The 17,692-nt window shown below is 42.8% G+C and carries 19 protein-coding genes; all 19 read right to left on the bottom strand.

The window, feature by feature from the left end; genetic code table 11:
* Positions 1 to 34: 34 nt before the first annotated feature.
* The 19 genes from WH214_RS11425 to WH214_RS11335 all read right to left on the bottom strand — a co-directional run bounded on the left by WH214_RS11425 (position 35) and on the right by WH214_RS11335 (position 17,689).
* A complete protein-coding gene (locus WH214_RS11425) occupies positions 35 to 850 on the bottom strand; it encodes a transporter (protein ID WP_339420968.1) in 816 nt (271 codons plus the stop codon).
* A gap of 44 nt (positions 851 to 894) precedes the next feature.
* On the bottom strand, positions 895 to 1,833 hold the full coding sequence (locus tag WH214_RS11420) for a SphA family protein (protein ID WP_339420970.1): 939 nt from the start codon (positions 1,831 to 1,833) through the stop codon (positions 895 to 897).
* A gap of 405 nt (positions 1,834 to 2,238) precedes the next feature.
* The gene (locus tag WH214_RS11415; RefSeq protein WP_339420972.1) at positions 2,239 to 2,817 is read right to left on the bottom strand and encodes a lysozyme; all 579 of its coding nucleotides are present in this window, start codon (positions 2,815 to 2,817) and stop codon (positions 2,239 to 2,241) included.
* A 92-nt stretch (positions 2,818 to 2,909) separates the two neighbouring features.
* Positions 2,910 to 3,344, bottom strand: coding sequence for a glyoxalase (locus WH214_RS11410; RefSeq protein ID WP_336955085.1), 435 nt, complete (start codon positions 3,342 to 3,344; stop codon positions 2,910 to 2,912).
* 97 nt (positions 3,345 to 3,441) lie between these two features.
* Positions 3,442 to 3,828 carry a hypothetical protein gene (locus WH214_RS11405; protein ID WP_339420974.1) on the bottom strand — a complete coding sequence of 129 codons (387 nt, stop codon included), beginning with the start codon at positions 3,826 to 3,828 and terminating at the stop codon, positions 3,442 to 3,444.
* A gap of 61 nt (positions 3,829 to 3,889) precedes the next feature.
* On the bottom strand, positions 3,890 to 4,120 hold the full coding sequence (locus WH214_RS11400; RefSeq protein WP_004980417.1) for a hypothetical protein: 231 nt from the start codon (positions 4,118 to 4,120) through the stop codon (positions 3,890 to 3,892).
* Positions 4,113 to 6,122 (bottom strand): hypothetical protein, encoded by a 2,010-nt coding sequence (locus WH214_RS11395; RefSeq protein ID WP_339420976.1) that lies wholly within the window; start codon positions 6,120 to 6,122, stop codon positions 4,113 to 4,115. The genes WH214_RS11400 and WH214_RS11395 overlap by 8 nt, the downstream gene beginning before the upstream one ends.
* 11 nt (positions 6,123 to 6,133) lie before the next feature.
* The gene (locus WH214_RS11390; protein ID WP_339420978.1) at positions 6,134 to 6,526 is read right to left on the bottom strand and encodes a hypothetical protein; all 393 of its coding nucleotides are present in this window, start codon (positions 6,524 to 6,526) and stop codon (positions 6,134 to 6,136) included.
* A complete protein-coding gene (locus tag WH214_RS11385; RefSeq protein ID WP_087010926.1) occupies positions 6,523 to 6,879 on the bottom strand; it encodes a hypothetical protein in 357 nt (118 codons plus the stop codon). Before WH214_RS11385 ends, WH214_RS11390 begins: the two co-directional genes overlap by 4 nt.
* Positions 6,869 to 8,068, bottom strand: a complete 1,200-nt coding sequence (locus WH214_RS11380) for a hypothetical protein (protein ID WP_339420981.1) — start codon at positions 8,066 to 8,068, stop codon at positions 6,869 to 6,871. The genes WH214_RS11385 and WH214_RS11380 overlap by 11 nt, the downstream gene beginning before the upstream one ends.
* Before the next feature lie 52 nt (positions 8,069 to 8,120).
* Positions 8,121 to 11,732, bottom strand: coding sequence for a hypothetical protein (locus tag WH214_RS11375; protein ID WP_339420983.1), 3,612 nt, complete (start codon positions 11,730 to 11,732; stop codon positions 8,121 to 8,123).
* Positions 11,722 to 12,135 (bottom strand): hypothetical protein, encoded by a 414-nt coding sequence (locus WH214_RS11370; protein WP_339420985.1) that lies wholly within the window; start codon positions 12,133 to 12,135, stop codon positions 11,722 to 11,724. The genes WH214_RS11375 and WH214_RS11370 overlap by 11 nt, the downstream gene beginning before the upstream one ends.
* Positions 12,135 to 15,305, bottom strand: a complete 3,171-nt coding sequence (locus tag WH214_RS11365) for a tape measure protein (protein WP_339993383.1) — start codon at positions 15,303 to 15,305, stop codon at positions 12,135 to 12,137. The genes WH214_RS11370 and WH214_RS11365 overlap by 1 nt, the downstream gene beginning before the upstream one ends.
* Before the next feature lie 26 nt (positions 15,306 to 15,331).
* On the bottom strand, positions 15,332 to 15,559 hold the full coding sequence (locus WH214_RS11360; RefSeq protein WP_336955097.1) for a hypothetical protein: 228 nt from the start codon (positions 15,557 to 15,559) through the stop codon (positions 15,332 to 15,334).
* A gap of 13 nt (positions 15,560 to 15,572) precedes the next feature.
* The gene (locus WH214_RS11355) at positions 15,573 to 15,851 is read right to left on the bottom strand and encodes a hypothetical protein (protein WP_339420989.1); all 279 of its coding nucleotides are present in this window, start codon (positions 15,849 to 15,851) and stop codon (positions 15,573 to 15,575) included.
* 70 nt (positions 15,852 to 15,921) lie between these two features.
* The gene (locus tag WH214_RS11350) at positions 15,922 to 16,488 is read right to left on the bottom strand and encodes a hypothetical protein (protein WP_339420991.1); all 567 of its coding nucleotides are present in this window, start codon (positions 16,486 to 16,488) and stop codon (positions 15,922 to 15,924) included.
* Complete coding sequence (locus WH214_RS11345; protein ID WP_339400679.1) at positions 16,485 to 16,817, bottom strand: hypothetical protein; 333 nt, start codon at positions 16,815 to 16,817, stop codon at positions 16,485 to 16,487. The genes WH214_RS11350 and WH214_RS11345 overlap by 4 nt, the downstream gene beginning before the upstream one ends.
* The gene (locus WH214_RS11340; protein ID WP_339420993.1) at positions 16,774 to 17,517 is read right to left on the bottom strand and encodes a phage tail tube protein; all 744 of its coding nucleotides are present in this window, start codon (positions 17,515 to 17,517) and stop codon (positions 16,774 to 16,776) included. Before WH214_RS11340 ends, WH214_RS11345 begins: the two co-directional genes overlap by 44 nt.
* Entirely contained in the window at positions 17,510 to 17,689 is a 180-nt protein-coding gene (locus tag WH214_RS11335) for a hypothetical protein (protein WP_339420995.1), read from the bottom strand. Before WH214_RS11335 ends, WH214_RS11340 begins: the two co-directional genes overlap by 8 nt.
* Positions 17,690 to 17,692 lie beyond the last annotated feature (3 nt).

Here is a 17,692-nt window from a genome sequence, read left to right as displayed (position 1 = left end):
TGGTTTTTAAATAAGTTTTTAAGATTATTAAGGATTATTTAGGAAAAATGAATGAGGCAATAAGTCGAACGCCAAAATCTTTAGCACTGCTGTCTGTGTCGTGAATCCAGTAGCGGAAACCACCACCAATACTAATTAACTGCTTGTCTATTTTGACAATTTTTGTTGCAGTTAAATTCACTGGAATGGTGTAGTCATCGGTATTCCAGTCATAGGTACTTTCGGTATTGAGTGAATACGTCACACTAGTTGGCGTTGTATAATTGACGAAGGGTTGTAGAAACGTACTATTAATGCCTTCAGCACCTTCTTTCTTTTCTACCGCCCAAAGGTGATTTGCCAATGCACCAACCGTCCAGCCATGACTTTGTTTTGCGATTACTGCCGTTGGACCTAACGCATATTGGTCTGGGCCAAATACTTTTTCAGAGGCTGTTGGTAAATAAATTACAGGGCCAAAGCCAATGATGAGGTCATCAGGACTTTTTGGTGTTGGGGTAAAAAAGAAACTTTGCGTAATATCACCCACACCCCAATCAGTGCTTTTATCCATCCCGTCATATTGCTGCACAATAACAGGTAGAACGGTACGAGAAATAACATTCCAGTCATCATTTAATTTAATTGGAATCACCGGTTGAATGTTGAGTTGATAACGCTCCGTATTTTTATCAGTACCAATATTATTGTCGTAGTTTAGCTGAAAAGGCATGTTAATGATGTCTGCAACAGGGTTAGATAGTTTCTTAGCTAATTCAGCGGCATCATCAGTCGCAAATGTAGTTTGGGTACATGTTAAACATCCAGCAATAACCGCAGAGCTTAATATTTTTGTAGAATTTTTAAGCATTATATTTCCCTTTGGACTTAATCTTTTTATTCAATTTTTCAGTTTTAGTATTGATAATTAATACTGAATTGATAGGCTTCACCTTCAGGACGGTTTTTTACATCAAACTCGTAAACACCGCGTAAAGATGCAGAAATTCCGGATGTTTTACTCAATTTCTTGTCATAAGTTAGAATTGGGCCAGCACCTAAAGCACGACCTTTGAAACCATTTAAGCGGTCAGCTAGTCGGCCTTCATCATCAGTGGTTTGTTCAATATAACCAAAGACAGCACCAAGACCCAAACCATCTCCCCCCACCTCGCCAAAGCGTTTTAAGCCCAATAAATCAAGGCGGAAAATATCACCATTGGTATAGTCTGTAGCATCATTTTTAGTATAAAACTCATACGCCATATTGGTGGTAATTTCAGCGTTCATTTTTGGAAGAATGGTGGTAAATGCAATGTTGGGTACAAATGTCCATGTATTTTGCCCAGCATTACTGAGTTTGCTAGCATCATAACTACCTGTCGGTGCATAAATTGAAACCCCGAATAAGGTATGCATAATTGGATTAAGGTGATAGTTGACCATTAATGGAGAAAACATGGCATCGCCAATTTTGGTTGAGCTGTCTTCAAACTCACGATTGCTTAAGTAAGCATGAATTTTAGTATGTTGAATAGGGATGCCTACAGTTGTTGCTAAGCTCCATTTTTCACTGGTATTCCAGATAAAGACTCCATTGAGCATATTGTACGACACCCCATAGTCCAGACCGCCTGTTAGCTCCCCAGCGATAGGGACATTACGTGAGCGCTCAAAATTACCGTCATAGTAAATACTGGAAAGTGTAAGAACACCGCCTTCTTCAGTTGGTAATAAGCCATTCAGTGGTTGAACCTGCATCCCTGTAATAGGACGACCAATACCGCCTTCAACTGCCAAGGCATTTTGAATGTAAAACGTAGATAGTAAAATTGTCAGAGAAAGCTTGTACATTATTTTGAACCCTCTTCTAGTAAGAATTAATTTTTTTATTTGAATAATATATGATCCATAATATACACATATGCATTATGTAAATACACATTAAAACTACAAGATTTTGATTATTATACAAACTATTTTTATTAGGCACTTCTGCTTAATTTATGCATGAAATATCTTAATATCTTAAATCTGTGATATTTAGCACAAGCGGCATACAAGCATTATTTTATTTAATCCAAGGTTAGTTAAAAACTCTAGTACATCTAATATTTAATATAAAGGACTTATACAAAATTGCCATCATCAAAAGGCTTTCTCAATTCATACACTGAACACATACAGTGACATGCACCTTTGTCGAAATCGAATGCGCTGTACAGCCTGATAGCAGGATGCACAGCAATAAGGCTTTGATCATGATAGAAACAAAGCCTTTTCTTTAGCACGACGATTAACAAGACCTTGCATGCGCTTACCACCCGCATTCACCCATACATCAAACTGATCCGCTGCGCCGCGAATATCATTGGCATTCAGCTTTTTCATCAAAGTTGATTTGCTAAATGAATTAGTCCCAATGTTGTAGGCAAGTGATACCAGTGCATCGAATTGATTTTGGTTGAGAGGCACAGTCACCGCATTATTTACAGCTGCTTCAAATTTCTTTAAATCATGGGCCATGTAAGCCTTAGCTTGTACTTCTGTACAGGTGTCACCTTTTTTGACTTTGATACCATTGGGATAAACTGTGGTACCGAATCCAATCGTCCATACCCCCACACCATCGTCATATGCAGCAAGTCGTTTACCCTCAAAACCACAGATGAGATCAACACCAAAAAGACTAACCACCATCTGGTCGATCGCAAGACCCAGCATATCAGCCACCGCTGAATCTGAAGCTGTTGCAATCACTTGATTAGCAGCATCAACTTGTTTTTGAGTGAGTGTCCCACCGCTGATCTTTCTTAAAAAATCAAATATCGACTTCATTTCACTTTCCTTCAAATATTAAAAAACCGCCTTAAGGCGGTAAATAGGATAAAAATAGACCAGAAAATTGGTCAGCTATAGGTTTGAAATTGCTATGACTTAGAAACTCGTAGCCAAGGCGTTACTGTTAAGCCAATCAGCACCCCCTCAGGGCTCAGAAAACGAGTAACTGATTGTCCCCAAGGCTCTAGACGATTATTCACAAGTAACTGATGACCTTTAGAAACCATGTAAGCTGAAGCTGCTGAAATATCTTCAACTTCAAACTCAATCCAACTCTGAGGGATTGTAAGTTCAGATGGCCATTCTTTTATACCAAAGCAAGACTCAGCTACCTGAGCTAAAGGCCATAGTGCAAAATGCTTAACACCACCTAGATCACCATCGCCAGTGCTCATATATGATTCATTACCTTCCATTGCTTTAATTGGAAGATCTAAGGTGTCTCTGTAGAGCAATTTGCTTTCTTGGTCTGCTATTGTAATAGGTCCAAACCCAGCTACAAACAGAACGTTAATAGGGTGCATTTCAATGACTCATTCTTATAAAGTAATTGGCTCTTTTATACTTCAAACTGTTCACTTTTAAAACATGAAATATTTTATGCATAAAAACTCAATTAATTTATTTGGTTAATTCATCCTTTGAACTTTTAAGCTCTTTAACCACTTCAATAATCGTCTTCCCCTCCTGCTTATTGATGAAGTTAAACGTCCAACGAACAATAGCCCAACCCGGTAACCCGCAGACAAAGAAGAATCCACCTAAGGCAATCATCCCCCAGATATCCGTTACCCACTCATGTAAACCCCATTTCACGATAATGAAAGCTCCACCAGTCAGACTGGATACAACTGTACAAATCAAACCCACGGCCCACTCTTGTGGTGAGCGTGGCAAACGCATCATGATCACAACCGTTGCAACAAGTGCTATAGCTAAAGTAACCATAATCGCTGCACCGTAGAACTTTAAAAACGCAGCAAAACCGCTTGTGGACACTGGTTCCATTTATTCCCCCTAATTTTTGGCAATAAAAAAGCACCCTTCGGTGCTATATACTTTTCTAAACTTAAACTTCGATTTGAATCACTTCACCCAATGGCGCGAGTCGCTTGATCTCACCATCAGATACAAATACGGTTGCTCCTAGGTTGTAACGTGTTGAACTGGTGACTAGATTTAATCCCGATCCACCCACCACCAACACTTTGTAATTGGGATGGTCCACGCTAGTAATCGTTCCTACAAACTCTGCAGCAGTAGGAAGTAAATCAATTAAACGCTGTAATGCATTACTCACGATTGACACGCTCCACTTTCACAGTTTGATTGACGATCGCATGGCTGAACGAGACGCTAACACTATCTACAATGCCCCACCATTCCGCATTAAATGCCAGCACCTCTCCTGGTACACATTCACCTACTTCAGGCGAAATCGGCATGCTGTAGGTGTGTGTTTCGACCATTCCTGCTTTGGCAAGTTTGGCTTTGCCATAGGCCTTCATGCTGACATAGTTGAACAACGGATTGTTTTCAGGTTGAAGTAGAATATCAGCACTAGTGCCAGTACGTTTTACCTGAGCTGGTGGTCCTTTACGGTCATTTGTCAGCGTAATGCCGTTGTAATCAGGATAGATCTGATAATCAGTCGATTGACTCACCACCGCAGACTCAGGCAGCATGCGATCATACTCAGCGATCGATAGCACATCCCAAAAGGTCTTTTTATACAACGGTTTAATGGTCAGCGTATTGCTACCCTTTTCGCTATAAATAAACCCACCACCGCTTTCAACCACCATCTTGATGGCATCTATCGGTGCTAAATTGGAATAGCTCAAACATTCACGTTCAACGATCCAGCCTAAGGCATCGATCAACTGCCAATTCAGTACCGTATCGCTAAAAACGCGATCCAGCTCCGCCTGACATAACTGGACGGAGGTTCGATCATTTTCTTGTAAGAATGAACGTAAAGGCGCTGTCGGTGCAGCAAGCAGTGCGGTTTGACTGCGACCAATTAAAGTATAGGTATCTTGGGCGAATTTACGAGAACGTCGGCGGTTCTCAAGCAACATTTGATGCTCGGTACCATTCACGATAATTTTTAAAATCACAGGTTGGCCATTGATGGGTTCCAGTTTGCTAACCTGGGATGCCGGTACGGTCAAACTATAGGACCAACACCAGCAGCTGCGATCAGTACTGTAATTCCCATCATAGACTTGAATCTCTACACCATTGTCTAGGCGTGTCACAGATAAATTATTCAATATGTACCACCAATTACGATTTGGTATGCCAGGTATGCAATCATCTGCACCGAAGTTGAGTTCAACATTGTGCACATCCAGTTCATCACATAAGCACACAAACTCGAGATCCCCTGTGCCTTCATATTCAGGAATTTCAGGCTCTGGCCATGGTTGAACGGGATGTTTGCGGTAATGAATGGATTTGGCTTTATCCCATGGGATCTCATCCTGTGTGACCAGCTCCAGCCCTTTATCCCAATCAAAGCTAAAGCGCTTTTCAAAGACGTGTGCGACCTGATGTGAAAATGAGATGTTGCGGCGTTTACGGATCATCTCCTGATGGGAGAATTCACGATTCAATCGAAGTTTGATCGATTCATCAAAATACAAATCACGCGCAATACGAATTTTGAGATTTTCTTGCCAGCGCACGCCTTGGTTTAGACTGAGATTCGCGCCCTGGTCAAATGCCGCATGAATGGATTCAGATAGTGTTCGTCCACGCTGAAAGCCAATGTCATTGCCATGGTTGAGCACCAATCCACGATCGTAAAAAAAGGTGTCATTTGACACCCTTAAGACTGGTTTCGCCCACGGTATTTCTGTTGATCCAAGCTGGGGGATTGCACGCTCAAATACAGCACTGAATCTCAGCTCAACACCGAGCTGATGATTAATATCAAACAAGGCATCAAAGGCGGGATTGAATGACGTATTGATCACTGCATCGAGGGAGCAATACGCATTAATCCCCACCACGTTCAGCTCAGGGGTAAATCCTGTATTGATAGTGGCTTCAAGCTGTGCAGTTTGACCCGATACCGCTTTTAACTCTGCGCGGAATGAAACATTGAACTCAGCTTCAAGCGCATTAAAATCAAAACTCTGCGCCTGAATCAGTGCTAAAAATGAGGTATCAATCGTTGCTTCAAGTGATGCAAGGTTTTGTTCATCCGCACCAAAGTTAAGATCGGCAGAGCCCGTCGCAATGTCTTTAAAATTAAGATTTACATGATGTGCATCAGGTGGAATATAGTTCGCCACATGTCCACCTCTTATGTAGATGGTTTGAGGATCAAGGAGTTCATCATCAAGGTGCTGCCTAAAACCAATTCAGGATTGGCCAGTTCAATATCCGTACCCACGGTAAAGTCCGCAACGGCTTCACCAGCACCATTGAGTAAGCGTGCCCATGTTGCAACACCTGCCTTCGTTACCGTTGCTGCATCAGTTTGATTCAGCTCGATACGGTCAGCATGCATCGTCTTTAAGCATGGCTTAGGCAAAGTTAGGATCACCAGTTTTGCAGCATTATTCGCTGCCACCGACACCGAAGCAGGTTTCGCATCATCATAAAAAACAAAGGAAGCATTTGAGCTTCCTTGATCGAGATATGCGGCCAGTGCTTGCAGTTGTGCCAGACTGGCTTTTAAAGAGGGTTGAATCATTTGGCCACCAATTTATCTGAGATGACTGCGTTATATTGTCCATTAGGATCAAAGGCCACCACAAAGCACTCCAGTCCTACGGCAATGTTCCGAAACGAATAAGTACCATCAGGCTTTGAAACTGTTTCCCAAAGTAACTGCCGAGTACTTCGCTTAAAACAACATACAGGCACAGGTGAGTAGTTTTGACCGAGCTTTTTTGTTGTTCCCTTGACCACTCCAAAGCCCTGATCGCTACTCAGCACGGTGATCATAGGTTTCGGCAGAATGCCAATCTTATAGCCCAGTTCAACCAACTTTTGAGGGTTAGCTGTGTACCCACCCCAGAAGAATTTAGACAGTTTAAGAGTCAATTTTGATCTCCTCAATCGGCAGACAAAAATAGGTGTATGAGCTATTTCCGAAATAATGTGTATACAACTTTGCTGTATTTACATCTTCCCCATATGCTGGAGTAACAGTCTTGTCCGTGGATGGTTTGTTGTTGTTACTATACATACAGAGATACATCCCATAGCAAAACCCTAAAAATTGCGATGTTGCGTATTCATAAATGGGAATTTGATTAGCTGTGGTGGTATTAAATGCATCTATTGACGCAGATAAGAAGGATTGCGCTGCTAATGGACTTGCTATCAATTGAGTTGGGGCTGTTACAGTAAAATTATCTAAACCACATCGAATATTTCCAATATATGCACGGCCTGTCACATTTTGATCGTAATTCCATGTATTGATATTAGAAGCACCTGAATTTTCAGCGATTAAGAGTGGGTAGTCTAATTGGGCATAATCATGAGTCGCGTTCGGTAAGATAGCATGTATTCTCCCACCTCCCGCTTCAAAATTGGTCAGTAGTGCAAGATGATAGATACTGCCGAGCATGACAGCCTTACCAAAGCCAGCATATGCTTGACTATATGTTGCCGAGTTATTAGTTGACGGATAAAGTTGGAATTCCCATTTAACTCCATTTGTTGGGCTTGCTATGGCACGTGTTTCATTGAGTGCTAAGGGATCATTAATGACTCCAGTTACCTCATCATAAGACTTCCCTATACACGGACTAACACAATTCCGACTCCCCGACACATCTTGAAAACATAAGCGTAAGAATAGGTCACTATCATCCAAGGCTTTAAATTTATAAACATGCACATTGCCTTGTTCATAAACCAGTGAATAGCCCAGTGAAGCAATCTTGGTCGTAAACCCTCCTAGAATCGATGTCGGTGCACTATCAATGGTCAAAGTAACTGAAGTTGCTGTAACAGCATCAATCCAAAACTCTCCACCATTAATCGCAGCTAATGCCCCAGAGTTCACTTTTAATACGCGATCAGCTGTATAGCCATGTGTTACACCATAATTCAGCGTCACTTGATTCCCTGATACGGAAACACTAGCTACTGTCTGTTGGTTATAACCCAGCGCCAGCATTTTTTTAAAACGATCAGGAAAAAAGGTCTTTGAGACCACACTAAAATCCAAATCTGTGTCGCCAAAACTAAAGAGTTTGGTCTGTGTTTGCTTCATTGCCATTATGTTTTACCCATAAAAAAGACCGCCGAAGCGGTCATATTTGAATTTAAGATTAGGCAACTCGGTCAATGTCACCGCGTAGCATGATTTGGAATGAATCAGACAATACGGTAGGTTCCGATTGCTTGACTGTACGAATTACCCAAATAGGATGATTGGCTGCAACGGTATTGAAACGCAGTACGTTGCCACTCGCCCAACCATTGCCCCAACCTTCTTTTTTAATGCTGAAATAAGGGGCATTGGTGACTGGATTGATTGGGGAACAATCTTCAGTACGCACTCCAGTTCCGATCTGGCCAGAAGTTTCACCAATGATCCGGAATGCATCATTCGAGGTAAAGACAATCGCCCAACGTTCTTGAATATTGCCCTTGTTAGTAACATCAATCGGGTACAGAGTGTCGTTGTAGTTGGCTGAAATGGCAGCACCCACCGCCTCATCCTTCCAAATGCTATCCCACGTCGACTGAACAAACTTACGTGTATAGCGAGCTCTCATATCACCAATCACCAGTGCTGAACCGACGATAGTGTGAGCAGGATCATAGTTGTGCGTCAAAGGCTTGGTGAAAGTCACTTGGCCATTGATTTTGACATCACGCACTAAACCCATATCTTGATAGCGATACTTGGCTGAGATAGGTCCAGTTAAATTACCTAAGGCAAAATCACCGTTTAAAGTCACTTTGCCGTAGTCATAATCAACCACATACATATCAAATGGAATTTTAATGCCATCGGCATCTTCAAGTTCACACCAGGAGATCCGTGCATCATTCAATGGGTAGGTCTGGCCAGCAATATAATCAGGTAATTCCTGCGACTTACTTGCACTCACGATCCCAATCTCTCCTGATCGGAAAATCGGTACCCGACCATCAATCGGCAACCGTACTGCGGATAAACCCAGCAATTCAGCATCAATCGGGATATAGCTATAACCCACTGCACTGTATTTGATGGTTTCAGGCAAGACCATAATCGGCTTGTGAATCCACTGCTTGCCATCCTTGGTATATTCCAGCTCAGCCACATACCAATCCTGCGCCATAATTTCAGCACGGTTAGCAGAAGTCACTTCAATCTTTTGCCGAAAAACAAACTGGCCATAGCCTTGGTCAAAGTTAAAGAAACCATCACACTCTGCGGTATCAATGGTACCTGAGCCATCAGGGGTGATATTCAACACACCACCTTCCACTTTGGTTGCGGACAAAGTTAAGGACTGCGCCCGGATCGGGATCATCGGTGCACGGTATGACACTTGGTTGGTTTGCACGCTTTCCAATTGCGTCACCAAGGTCTCTAAGGTCGGGTTATTCACCCCACCCACATCCCAAGCGGATAACTCGACCGCGCCATTACCATAATGGATCTGACCCGCTACCGTTCCTGCGCCTGTGGTCGCCGATGGATTCCGATAAAGCGATCCAAGTTTATCAACATAGGTTGAGTTGGCTAAGGTAAAGCGAACCGAACCTGCAAGAATCTGCTCGGCAAAGCCTTCAGTTAAATCCGTTTTTAGAACAGAACCCATGATGGTATCCGACCAAGATTGAGCCGCAGAACTATCACGATAGGACACACTCACCGTCACTGCAGTCGCCACTTCATTCAGGCTTAAAGTATGCGTCTCACTGGTATTTTCATACTTAATGGTCATCCCTAACATGCCTGCAGCAATCGCCTCTTGATCGGTATTATATTTGCCATAAAACGGCTGCATAATCTTCTCGCGTTCGATCGCTTCAAGTGTGGTGCTTGGGGTGATATTCATGGTCCGAGATGCATAGTTGATGGTGCCTTGTTGCTGGCCTGCACCATTGATTAAGCGCCCTGTGGTGGCATCAATCGGCATATCACGCAGCTCAACCTCACCTAAGTAGTTCATGTATTTGACGGGTACACGGACTTTCACAGACTTGGGGATCAACGCAGCAGATCCATTGTCCAATTCAATTGAGATCGTACCGCTAGTTGGCACTGCAGTCACTTGAATTGAAGACTTAGTCCCTTTCTGACCTGAGACATTGAACGTGGTACCGCCATTGGGTAATAAGGTCGGCATCAACTTCGCTACACCATCTGCATAATCAATCGTACCTGTAGCATCACCTGTAAATTGCCCTTGGCCGTTATCGCTTGCTGACTTGGTAATACCATTCAATAACCAGTCAACGGTTAAGGTACCTGCCACAATCGAATCATTTACAGGGATTTCGACATAGGCTTTATTGATGGTTAATCCTGAACGCTCCTGAGCCGTGATCATATTGCTCCACGTCATCAGGATTGCACTGCCGACATCAGCGAGTTCACCTGTCGTGAGTGCCATGGTACCCGTGTCGTAATCAATACTGCCTGAGCCAAAGGAAGAATCAGCACCGCGTAATTGCCCTGCACCATTGTCTCGAAGCGTGTAGACCTGATTCTGAACCAAATACGATACTTGCAAACTACCCGGAGATGGCAGCGGGACCAAATTACGTAACCAGTTAAAACCAATGTTTTCCTGATTCACATAGATCAGTTCAGACTCAACTGGGGCTGTCACTGCTGCAGCAGGCATAAAGTTTATCGTTAGGTTAGTAGTTCCCGTCCCCGCGCTTGCATTCCAAGCCATAGAGCCGTTTTGATAATTGATGGTACCAATGGATGTACCAGCAGCATTCTTAATTTCACCGCCGACGTCGCTAATCGCTGAGCCAAATAAAGTAAACTCTACTGACTTCGGCATGACAGACGAGCCGAGATATAAGCTCGACACAGTATTGATCGTGACATTATTAAAAGTCTTGGACAGAACCTCATCTTTAGCTTTAACAAACGCCACAGAGTCACCTGCAGCATTGATATTCACCATGGGGGTTTCTGTCTGGGCTGAGGGAACCAACTGCGTATAGACATCCTCTGCAACCACAGAATAGTCACCGACTTGTGCAGCTTCTTTGAGATTCGCGCTGGAGTAATACTTACCCGTATCCGCCACAATGGTGTCACGGATGATGGTGGTACTCTTTTCACCGCTATACCATTGCTTCGCAGATAGCCCCACAAAATCGGCTTTTAACGCATCACTCAGGCCATAAGTGGCAATCTTATATTCCACTTGCTTTTGGTCAACAACCATAAATGCTGTACGTGTAGACACCTCGGTGATCCGCAGGAATTGCTCAATCTCTAAAGCTTTACCTTCATTCGAGAGCAATACAATTGACTTGCCGATCGATGTTTCAGACTCCTGGGGAAACATGGCCACTTGTAGAGACTTCATGCCTTTCCAATGCGTGTCCAACGGTGTGCCGGCAATCTGTGCACCTTTGGCATTATAGTTTTCAATACGGTTCTGCGCTTCTTTACGCTCATCCGTCCAGCTATCGGTACTGAATAATACGGCTGAGACATTCGGATCTTGCGCATTTTGAGAGATGAATACTGTCGCACCCATTAAGGCATCGGTATCTGCTGTATCGACTGCAGCATAAATCTTTTGGATAGAAGTACGGCCCGTAGTGCGGTCCATCTCGGAAATATCATTAAACAGGTTATTACTTTGACCGTCGATAATTTCACGGCCTGAGTATTTACCTCCACCATCCTCAGCATCTGTACGAATACGCTGTGACTCAAGGAGCTTTAAATTATGGGTTTCAATTGGCATCGCTTACCTCAATGAATCGCATGGTGACGTTAAAATAAGTATCAAGTGATGTTGCTGGAGTGCCTTTAACTGTAGAGCTTTCCAGCGCACCGTCTTTATGATTCCAAATCACATTGAACTCACGCTGGTCATGTGGCCATTCATACTGAAGCATGAATTGCTCCTGCAGGTTCTGCCACAAGCGAAGCGTGTTCAGATCGCGCAGTTTGATCCAGCCCTTAGTTTTATTGGCTGGCTGTAAGGTAATCGGTCGACCTGCTTGCTTACGTCCTTCTTGAATAATCAAAGCCCCACTAATGGCATACTCCTGGTTCTGTTCAATCACAGACCAGTTTTCATCAGACCAAAAAAAACCATCCTCTAGTTGGATGGCTTCTCCGGTTGACTTTCGTGTTAATCGCATTACGATCTTCCTTTAATTGCTTCAAGTTCTCGCATCATTTCCTCAAGAGCTGTGGCTTGATCGGGTGCCGCTGATACTGTCGCTGTCTGCCCTGTTCCCATATCAATTTTGATTTCCACACTTTGCTTTGTCTCCATACCTTCGATTGGTTGAATATCAAGACTAGTCGCGATAAGTGGAGCATCCGGCACGGCTGAGATTTGCTGAGTTGAATCCCCACCATTCGACAACAATGAGGCGTTTCCACCACCTGAACTACGTGCTTGTGATATTGCATTCAGCTCATCGGTACGCGCTTTCATTTTGGCCTTGAAATCATCCCAATGGTCATTGGTAGCCTTTTGTTCAGCACTGATCTCGGGTTGCTCACGAGAAGTCGCTTGGCTGACTTGGCTCACAGTACGCTGAGTCTCGATTGCTGCTTGCTGGATCTCACCCAGTTTAGTAACGGTGGCTTTGCCTGTGGCATCCAGTTGCACTTCAAGTCCCAAATAAGCGGCCTTAGCGTTAGCTGCAGCAATGACTTGGGCATCGCCCGAGGCATAAGCTAAACGAATGGTTTCTTCATATGCTTGTTGCAGAGCATCTTGAGTAGCCTCACCACTTTTTAAAATGGTATTGAAGTCATTCAAGGCGAGATCTGCTGCAAGTTTAAGTTGCTCTTTGGTTTTAATCCCTAACCGCTCAAAAGCTGCTTCGACCCGTGATAGGCTAACGGGAATTTCTTGCACGGCGCGTTTTACAGCCTGCATTCCCATCTCAACTTGTGAAGTTGATAATTTCCCTTGTTCACCTAACAATTGAAGCTTGGCTTTTGCTGCCTCTATCTCAACTTCAGACTTTGCTAATGCTAACCATTTCTCCCAGCCCATATACAGTGCATTAGCAGCTTGCTCACCTTTTAAGCCCAGCTCATCAAGGCCATTAGCGTAATTGGTCAAGTGATTTTGGTTAGCAGCAAATTTTTCAGAAATACGGTTGAGGGCAATATCAAGATCAACTCCCAAAGCCTCGGCGCCTTTACGTGCTTGTACGAGTGCTTTACCAGTGTTATTCGCACCATCAGTGGCTTGATTGAAAGCTTGTACTGAAACTTTTCCAGTTTGATCCATGGTGACCATATAGCCTTTTGCTATTAGATCAGCCTGCATCATGCCATCCATGACGCCTTTATTCGCAGCAATAGCAGCTTCAGCATAAGCCGTAACAGCCTTTAACTTTTCATCCTCGGTGACTTTCTTGCCATTCAACTCGGACTGCTGATTAGCAAGCATTTGGTCCAAGGTTGCTTTAGATTGAGCCAGACTTTCAGCATTTTTCTGATCTTGGGTTTTACCGATCTCATCAAGAGCTTGCACACCTTTGGATTTAAACTCTAATGCACCATCTGAAGCTTTCTTATAGTACTCCTGAGCTTTTGTTGCCATTGCATCCATATCAGCAATAGCTTGCTGCTTAACATCCCCCCACGTGAACTTTGAAACTAGTTGCACCCATGCGGCTGCCAAATCATAAATAATTCCAACAAATAGATTTGCAGCAATTTGAATTCCTTTAAACCCATCACTAACAAAACCAATGGCAACATTGAATGCTTGTAGCACCTTGGTAAAGCCATTCGTTTTAGAACTTGCCTCATCGATTCCGTTATTGAAATCATATAAGCCGCTTAGTACATCATTTAGGATATCGAGAGTGATGACAAAAGCCTCACCCAAGGTTTCACCTAGTGTTTTGATTGCTTCATAAATACTGGTTAGGGCAGTTTTTAAGGCAATAATCGTAGTTGTATCAATTCTCTTAAATTGGTCACCAACCCAAATAAATCCTTTCCCAATATCATTTAATAAGCTTTCAACAACATCCATGTTGGATGCAATAGTAACCAGCCAATCAGCGACGGTTGCACTCGCGCCATTAGACTGATCCATTTTACCAATCAGAATCTCCCAACTGGTTGAGATACGCTGTAATGCATTCCCAATAGTTGTTGGGAATTGATCAAAGGTTTGTTGAACTGCATCCTTCTGACTCAATAGGGCCTTATAGACACGCTCTGCACCAAGCTCCCCATTGTCAGCCATATTCTTAAGTTCACCAGTGGTGACACCCAAACCCTTGGCTAACGCCTCTGCAACTCCAAAACCATTCTCCATCATGGAGTTGTATTCTTCGCCTCGAAGCGTACCTTGCTGCATGCTCTGGATGAATTGCTGTGTAAATGCCTCGCTTGCTTGTGCAGATACACCACTGATTTGAATTGCTTGATTAATGGTCTTGGTTAAATCAAGGGAACTCTGCTGGGCCATTCCCAAGTCTTTGCCAACAGCGTTCAATCTCGTGAATAAATCACCTGTTGCACTCAAGCTTGAGTTTGTCATCAAGGCAACTTGGTGTACGCCAGCCATTGCAGACCTAAAGTCACCACCATCCTTAGTCGCAATATTGATTCTTGCAGATAGGTTAGTGTAGGAGTCTGATACTTGGCTTAATTCACGTATTCCCAGCCCAACACCTAGCGTAGCCATAGCTCCAGCAAGAGCATTTACAGCAAACTTTGCACCATTCAATCCCGTCTGTGCAGTTTGTGCTGAGGTATCTGTATTCTTTAAAGAATTATTTGCCTTACCTACTTCTGTGTGAAAATCAATAAATGCACTTTCAGCTTGTTGAACTTCTTTTTCGAGTTGATCTACTTCTTTTTGAGCAATCTCAATATCTGCAGGAGTAGCTTTTGTTTTTGAAAAGGCCTCAAGTCTAATCTTTGCCTTTTCTAAATCTGATTTTAAGAATGCCAAAGCTTTTACAGACTTATTACCAAAATCAGTGAAGTTGCTTGCAGCGCTTTTGGCGTTGTCTCCAGCATCACGAATGATCTGAGTTGCACCGCTTAAAGACTTGGTAAGACCTTCTGCCAATTCTTTGCTTTTCTCTGGGACAATACTCCCAAGAGCAATAGCCGTAGCAGCACTTGTTTGTTTCAGTTGATCCGCTTCAGTCTTAATCGTTTCAAAAACTTTTTTAGTAACACTTTCGGATTGCTTTGCAGCTGTTACCAGCCCTTTACTATCACCATCCATGATGAGTTTAAAAGTTAAGTTTTTTCCAGACATCATGACCTCAATTTTCAGGTATAAAAAAACCACCTTGAGGTGGTTAAATTTAGGCATTAAAAAAGCACCCTGAGGTGCCTTGATTATTTACCGCATTGAGAACAAACCCAACGATTTGCTACGGCTGAAGCTGGTTTGGCAATCATATGCCATAGAAGCATTAACACCCAAATAATTAACCAAATCCCTCCGGTAAAGATTGTTAAAACTAGATGCATCAACCAACTCATTTCTTTGATATTTTTTTGATGCAGCGTCTGCTTTCCACACGACTTACAAAACATCATTTGTTGGGCTACTTTAGTTGCCATTTCAGTATTCCCCTCAACGCCCACTACGAATCGTTGTAACTTTGCCATCTTCAATTACAACAGTAAAAGTTTTGCTGCCATCTACATAGCTTAATTCACGCACTGAAACTTCCTTACCACCCACGTTTTTAACGTAGTCATAATGAGATACAGGCTGGCCTGCAGCTGCAACGACTTCACCATAGCTTTGGCCTTTACGAACTTGTTTACCGTTAATGCTTGCCCCTGCTAAATTTGCATTTGCTAATGTAAAAACAGACATCAAAGCAGCTGTAATTAGTAATTTTTTCATGAATTTACCCAGTTATTTATATTTAACGGCTAAATCATAACGTGCTCAAATTCACATCACAATGTGAAAATTACTGTTCTTTCTCAAGACTCTTAATGAATTCATTGAACTTCTTATTGATTGCGTTCTGCGCCCTAGTTGCGATCGCTAAATTACGCATCTTAATTCTTTCGGCTTTTTGAGCTGCTTTAAGATAGTGTCGGAATGAACCGTAGCTCATTTGCATGATGCTTTCATGTGAGTGGCCATTGGATGCCAGCAACTGAAATACATCATACCAACTGCTCTTTTTACGCGGATCCACATCGTCCCGGTGTTTAGGTTTTGGCTCGGAAAAGAATGCGTCATTTACATTGATCACAACATTCAATAACAAGATATTGAGTTCACCCTCTTTTTTGAATAGATCGATGACCTGTTCGATACTGTGTTGCAAACAATGGGCTATCAATTGCGTCGATTCAAACGAATGAGCATCAAAGATCATTTGTGCGGTTTCATCTGGATGATTATTCAAAAAGTCTTTGATGACCTGCGCTGCACCCGACCACTCATCAAAGTTATGCATCTGCAGCTGGTGCACAGATAGCTCACCAACTTTGACGGGTCGATTTGAGGCAATAAAAAAATCATTCATTGAAATACCTTAGCTAAAGCCACAAATGCATTAATAATGTTTGAGAGTTGCCAGATGAAAATACCCATCAAAATGGCACCTGTTACTTTCCAATAACCATGTTTTTCCATTACAACCTCTACTTTTTGTAAAACTACTGCTATAATTTCAACCACAAGTTTCTTTCCCTTGCTTTTATCTAGTGGGTGGAAATAAAAAGCCCAACGATTGCAGTCGCTGGGCTTTTGCTTTTTATGGACACAAAAAAAGATGCTTAATGCATCCTGTTTAAGTGCCTGTATGTGTTTATGCAGCTTTAGGGATTTGGGTGTAATAACCGTATAAGCCAAGCGCACCATCTTTGTCTTTGGTCAGATCACCCAAAGCATCACCGCTAATTTCGTATGAACCAAATTCTTCATGAATTAGGCCAAAGCTTGAATCAGGTGTCTTCACTGTACGGTGCAGGGCTAAGAACACTTTGTCTTTGCTGATCTTATCAATCCCCTCAAAGAACAATGCATATTCAGCACCAAAGTCTGATGCGATCGTAGTATGTGTCACGGCGCCAGTCGTGTATCCAATAACAACCTTCGGCAAATCATCAAGAAACTCAATCGTGCCATAAATTGCATCTAGCTTATATTTCGTTGATTCAATAGGAACTGGTGTTGATGCTCCATCAGTCACTGTTGGTACAGTCAAATTAAACCCATCAAGCTTGATCTTTTGCCCTTTCGTGACTGCACCTAAATCATGGTCAGCTACTGTTTTCGTTGCTACTGCGACATTTTTACCCGACAGGATATACGCCAGGTTATCAGCGTCAACCTGCTCAAGTGTGCCACTGAACGAAACTGCGGTAGTGTTGTATAGCACTAAATCAGTTGTATCATCACCTGACATGGACTCGGTATGCTCAATTTTGTCAGCCGTAATTTCCAGCGTAAAGTCTGGGATGTTTCCAAGCTCTCGCATTGCCCCCACAACGCCTTCAACAATCAGGGCAAGGGAGAACTTACCACGCAATGAAATGTACTTCTTAGCCATTTGCAGGCACCTCTTTTGTTTTTGGTTTAACTTCTGCTTTTACCTCAGGCTTGATTGCTTCAATCACACCATCCTCTAAAAGCTGTTTAATTTTTTCTTGGGGCAAATCCCCTACAATTTGATCTTTCACCCAAGGGCCAATGGGCTTTAGGGCTTTGTATTGCGTTTTCATAAG

The organism is Acinetobacter sp. MYb191, assembly GCF_037572605.1.
GTDB lineage: Bacteria > Pseudomonadota > Gammaproteobacteria > Pseudomonadales > Moraxellaceae > Acinetobacter > Acinetobacter johnsonii.
This window is presented reverse-complemented; position numbering and strand designations above follow the sequence as displayed.

Coding starts and splice junctions, on each gene's coding strand:
- WH214_RS11425 (WP_339420968.1), bottom strand. CDS start 850: ATGCTTAAAAATTCTACAAAAATATTAAGCTCTGCGGTTATTGCTGGA.
- WH214_RS11420 (WP_339420970.1), bottom strand. CDS start 1,833: ATGTACAAGCTTTCTCTGACAATTTTACTATCTACGTTTTACATTCAA.
- WH214_RS11415 (WP_339420972.1), bottom strand. CDS start 2,817: ATGAAGTCGATATTTGATTTTTTAAGAAAGATCAGCGGTGGGACACTC.
- WH214_RS11410 (WP_336955085.1), bottom strand. CDS start 3,344: ATGCACCCTATTAACGTTCTGTTTGTAGCTGGGTTTGGACCTATTACA.
- WH214_RS11405 (WP_339420974.1), bottom strand. CDS start 3,828: ATGGAACCAGTGTCCACAAGCGGTTTTGCTGCGTTTTTAAAGTTCTAC.
- WH214_RS11390 (WP_339420978.1), bottom strand. CDS start 6,526: ATGATTCAACCCTCTTTAAAAGCCAGTCTGGCACAACTGCAAGCACTG.
- WH214_RS11380 (WP_339420981.1), bottom strand. CDS start 8,068: ATGGCAATGAAGCAAACACAGACCAAACTCTTTAGTTTTGGCGACACA.
- WH214_RS11375 (WP_339420983.1), bottom strand. CDS start 11,732: ATGCCAATTGAAACCCATAATTTAAAGCTCCTTGAGTCACAGCGTATT.
- WH214_RS11370 (WP_339420985.1), bottom strand. CDS start 12,135: ATGCGATTAACACGAAAGTCAACCGGAGAAGCCATCCAACTAGAGGAT.
- WH214_RS11365 (WP_339993383.1), bottom strand. CDS start 15,305: ATGCCTAAATTTAACCACCTCAAGGTGGTTTTTTTATACCTGAAAATT.
- WH214_RS11360 (WP_336955097.1), bottom strand. CDS start 15,559: ATGGCAACTAAAGTAGCCCAACAAATGATGTTTTGTAAGTCGTGTGGA.
- WH214_RS11355 (WP_339420989.1), bottom strand. CDS start 15,851: ATGAAAAAATTACTAATTACAGCTGCTTTGATGTCTGTTTTTACATTA.
- WH214_RS11350 (WP_339420991.1), bottom strand. CDS start 16,488: ATGAATGATTTTTTTATTGCCTCAAATCGACCCGTCAAAGTTGGTGAG.
- WH214_RS11340 (WP_339420993.1), bottom strand. CDS start 17,517: ATGGCTAAGAAGTACATTTCATTGCGTGGTAAGTTCTCCCTTGCCCTG.
- WH214_RS11335 (WP_339420995.1), bottom strand. CDS start 17,689: ATGAAAACGCAATACAAAGCCCTAAAGCCCATTGGCCCTTGGGTGAAA.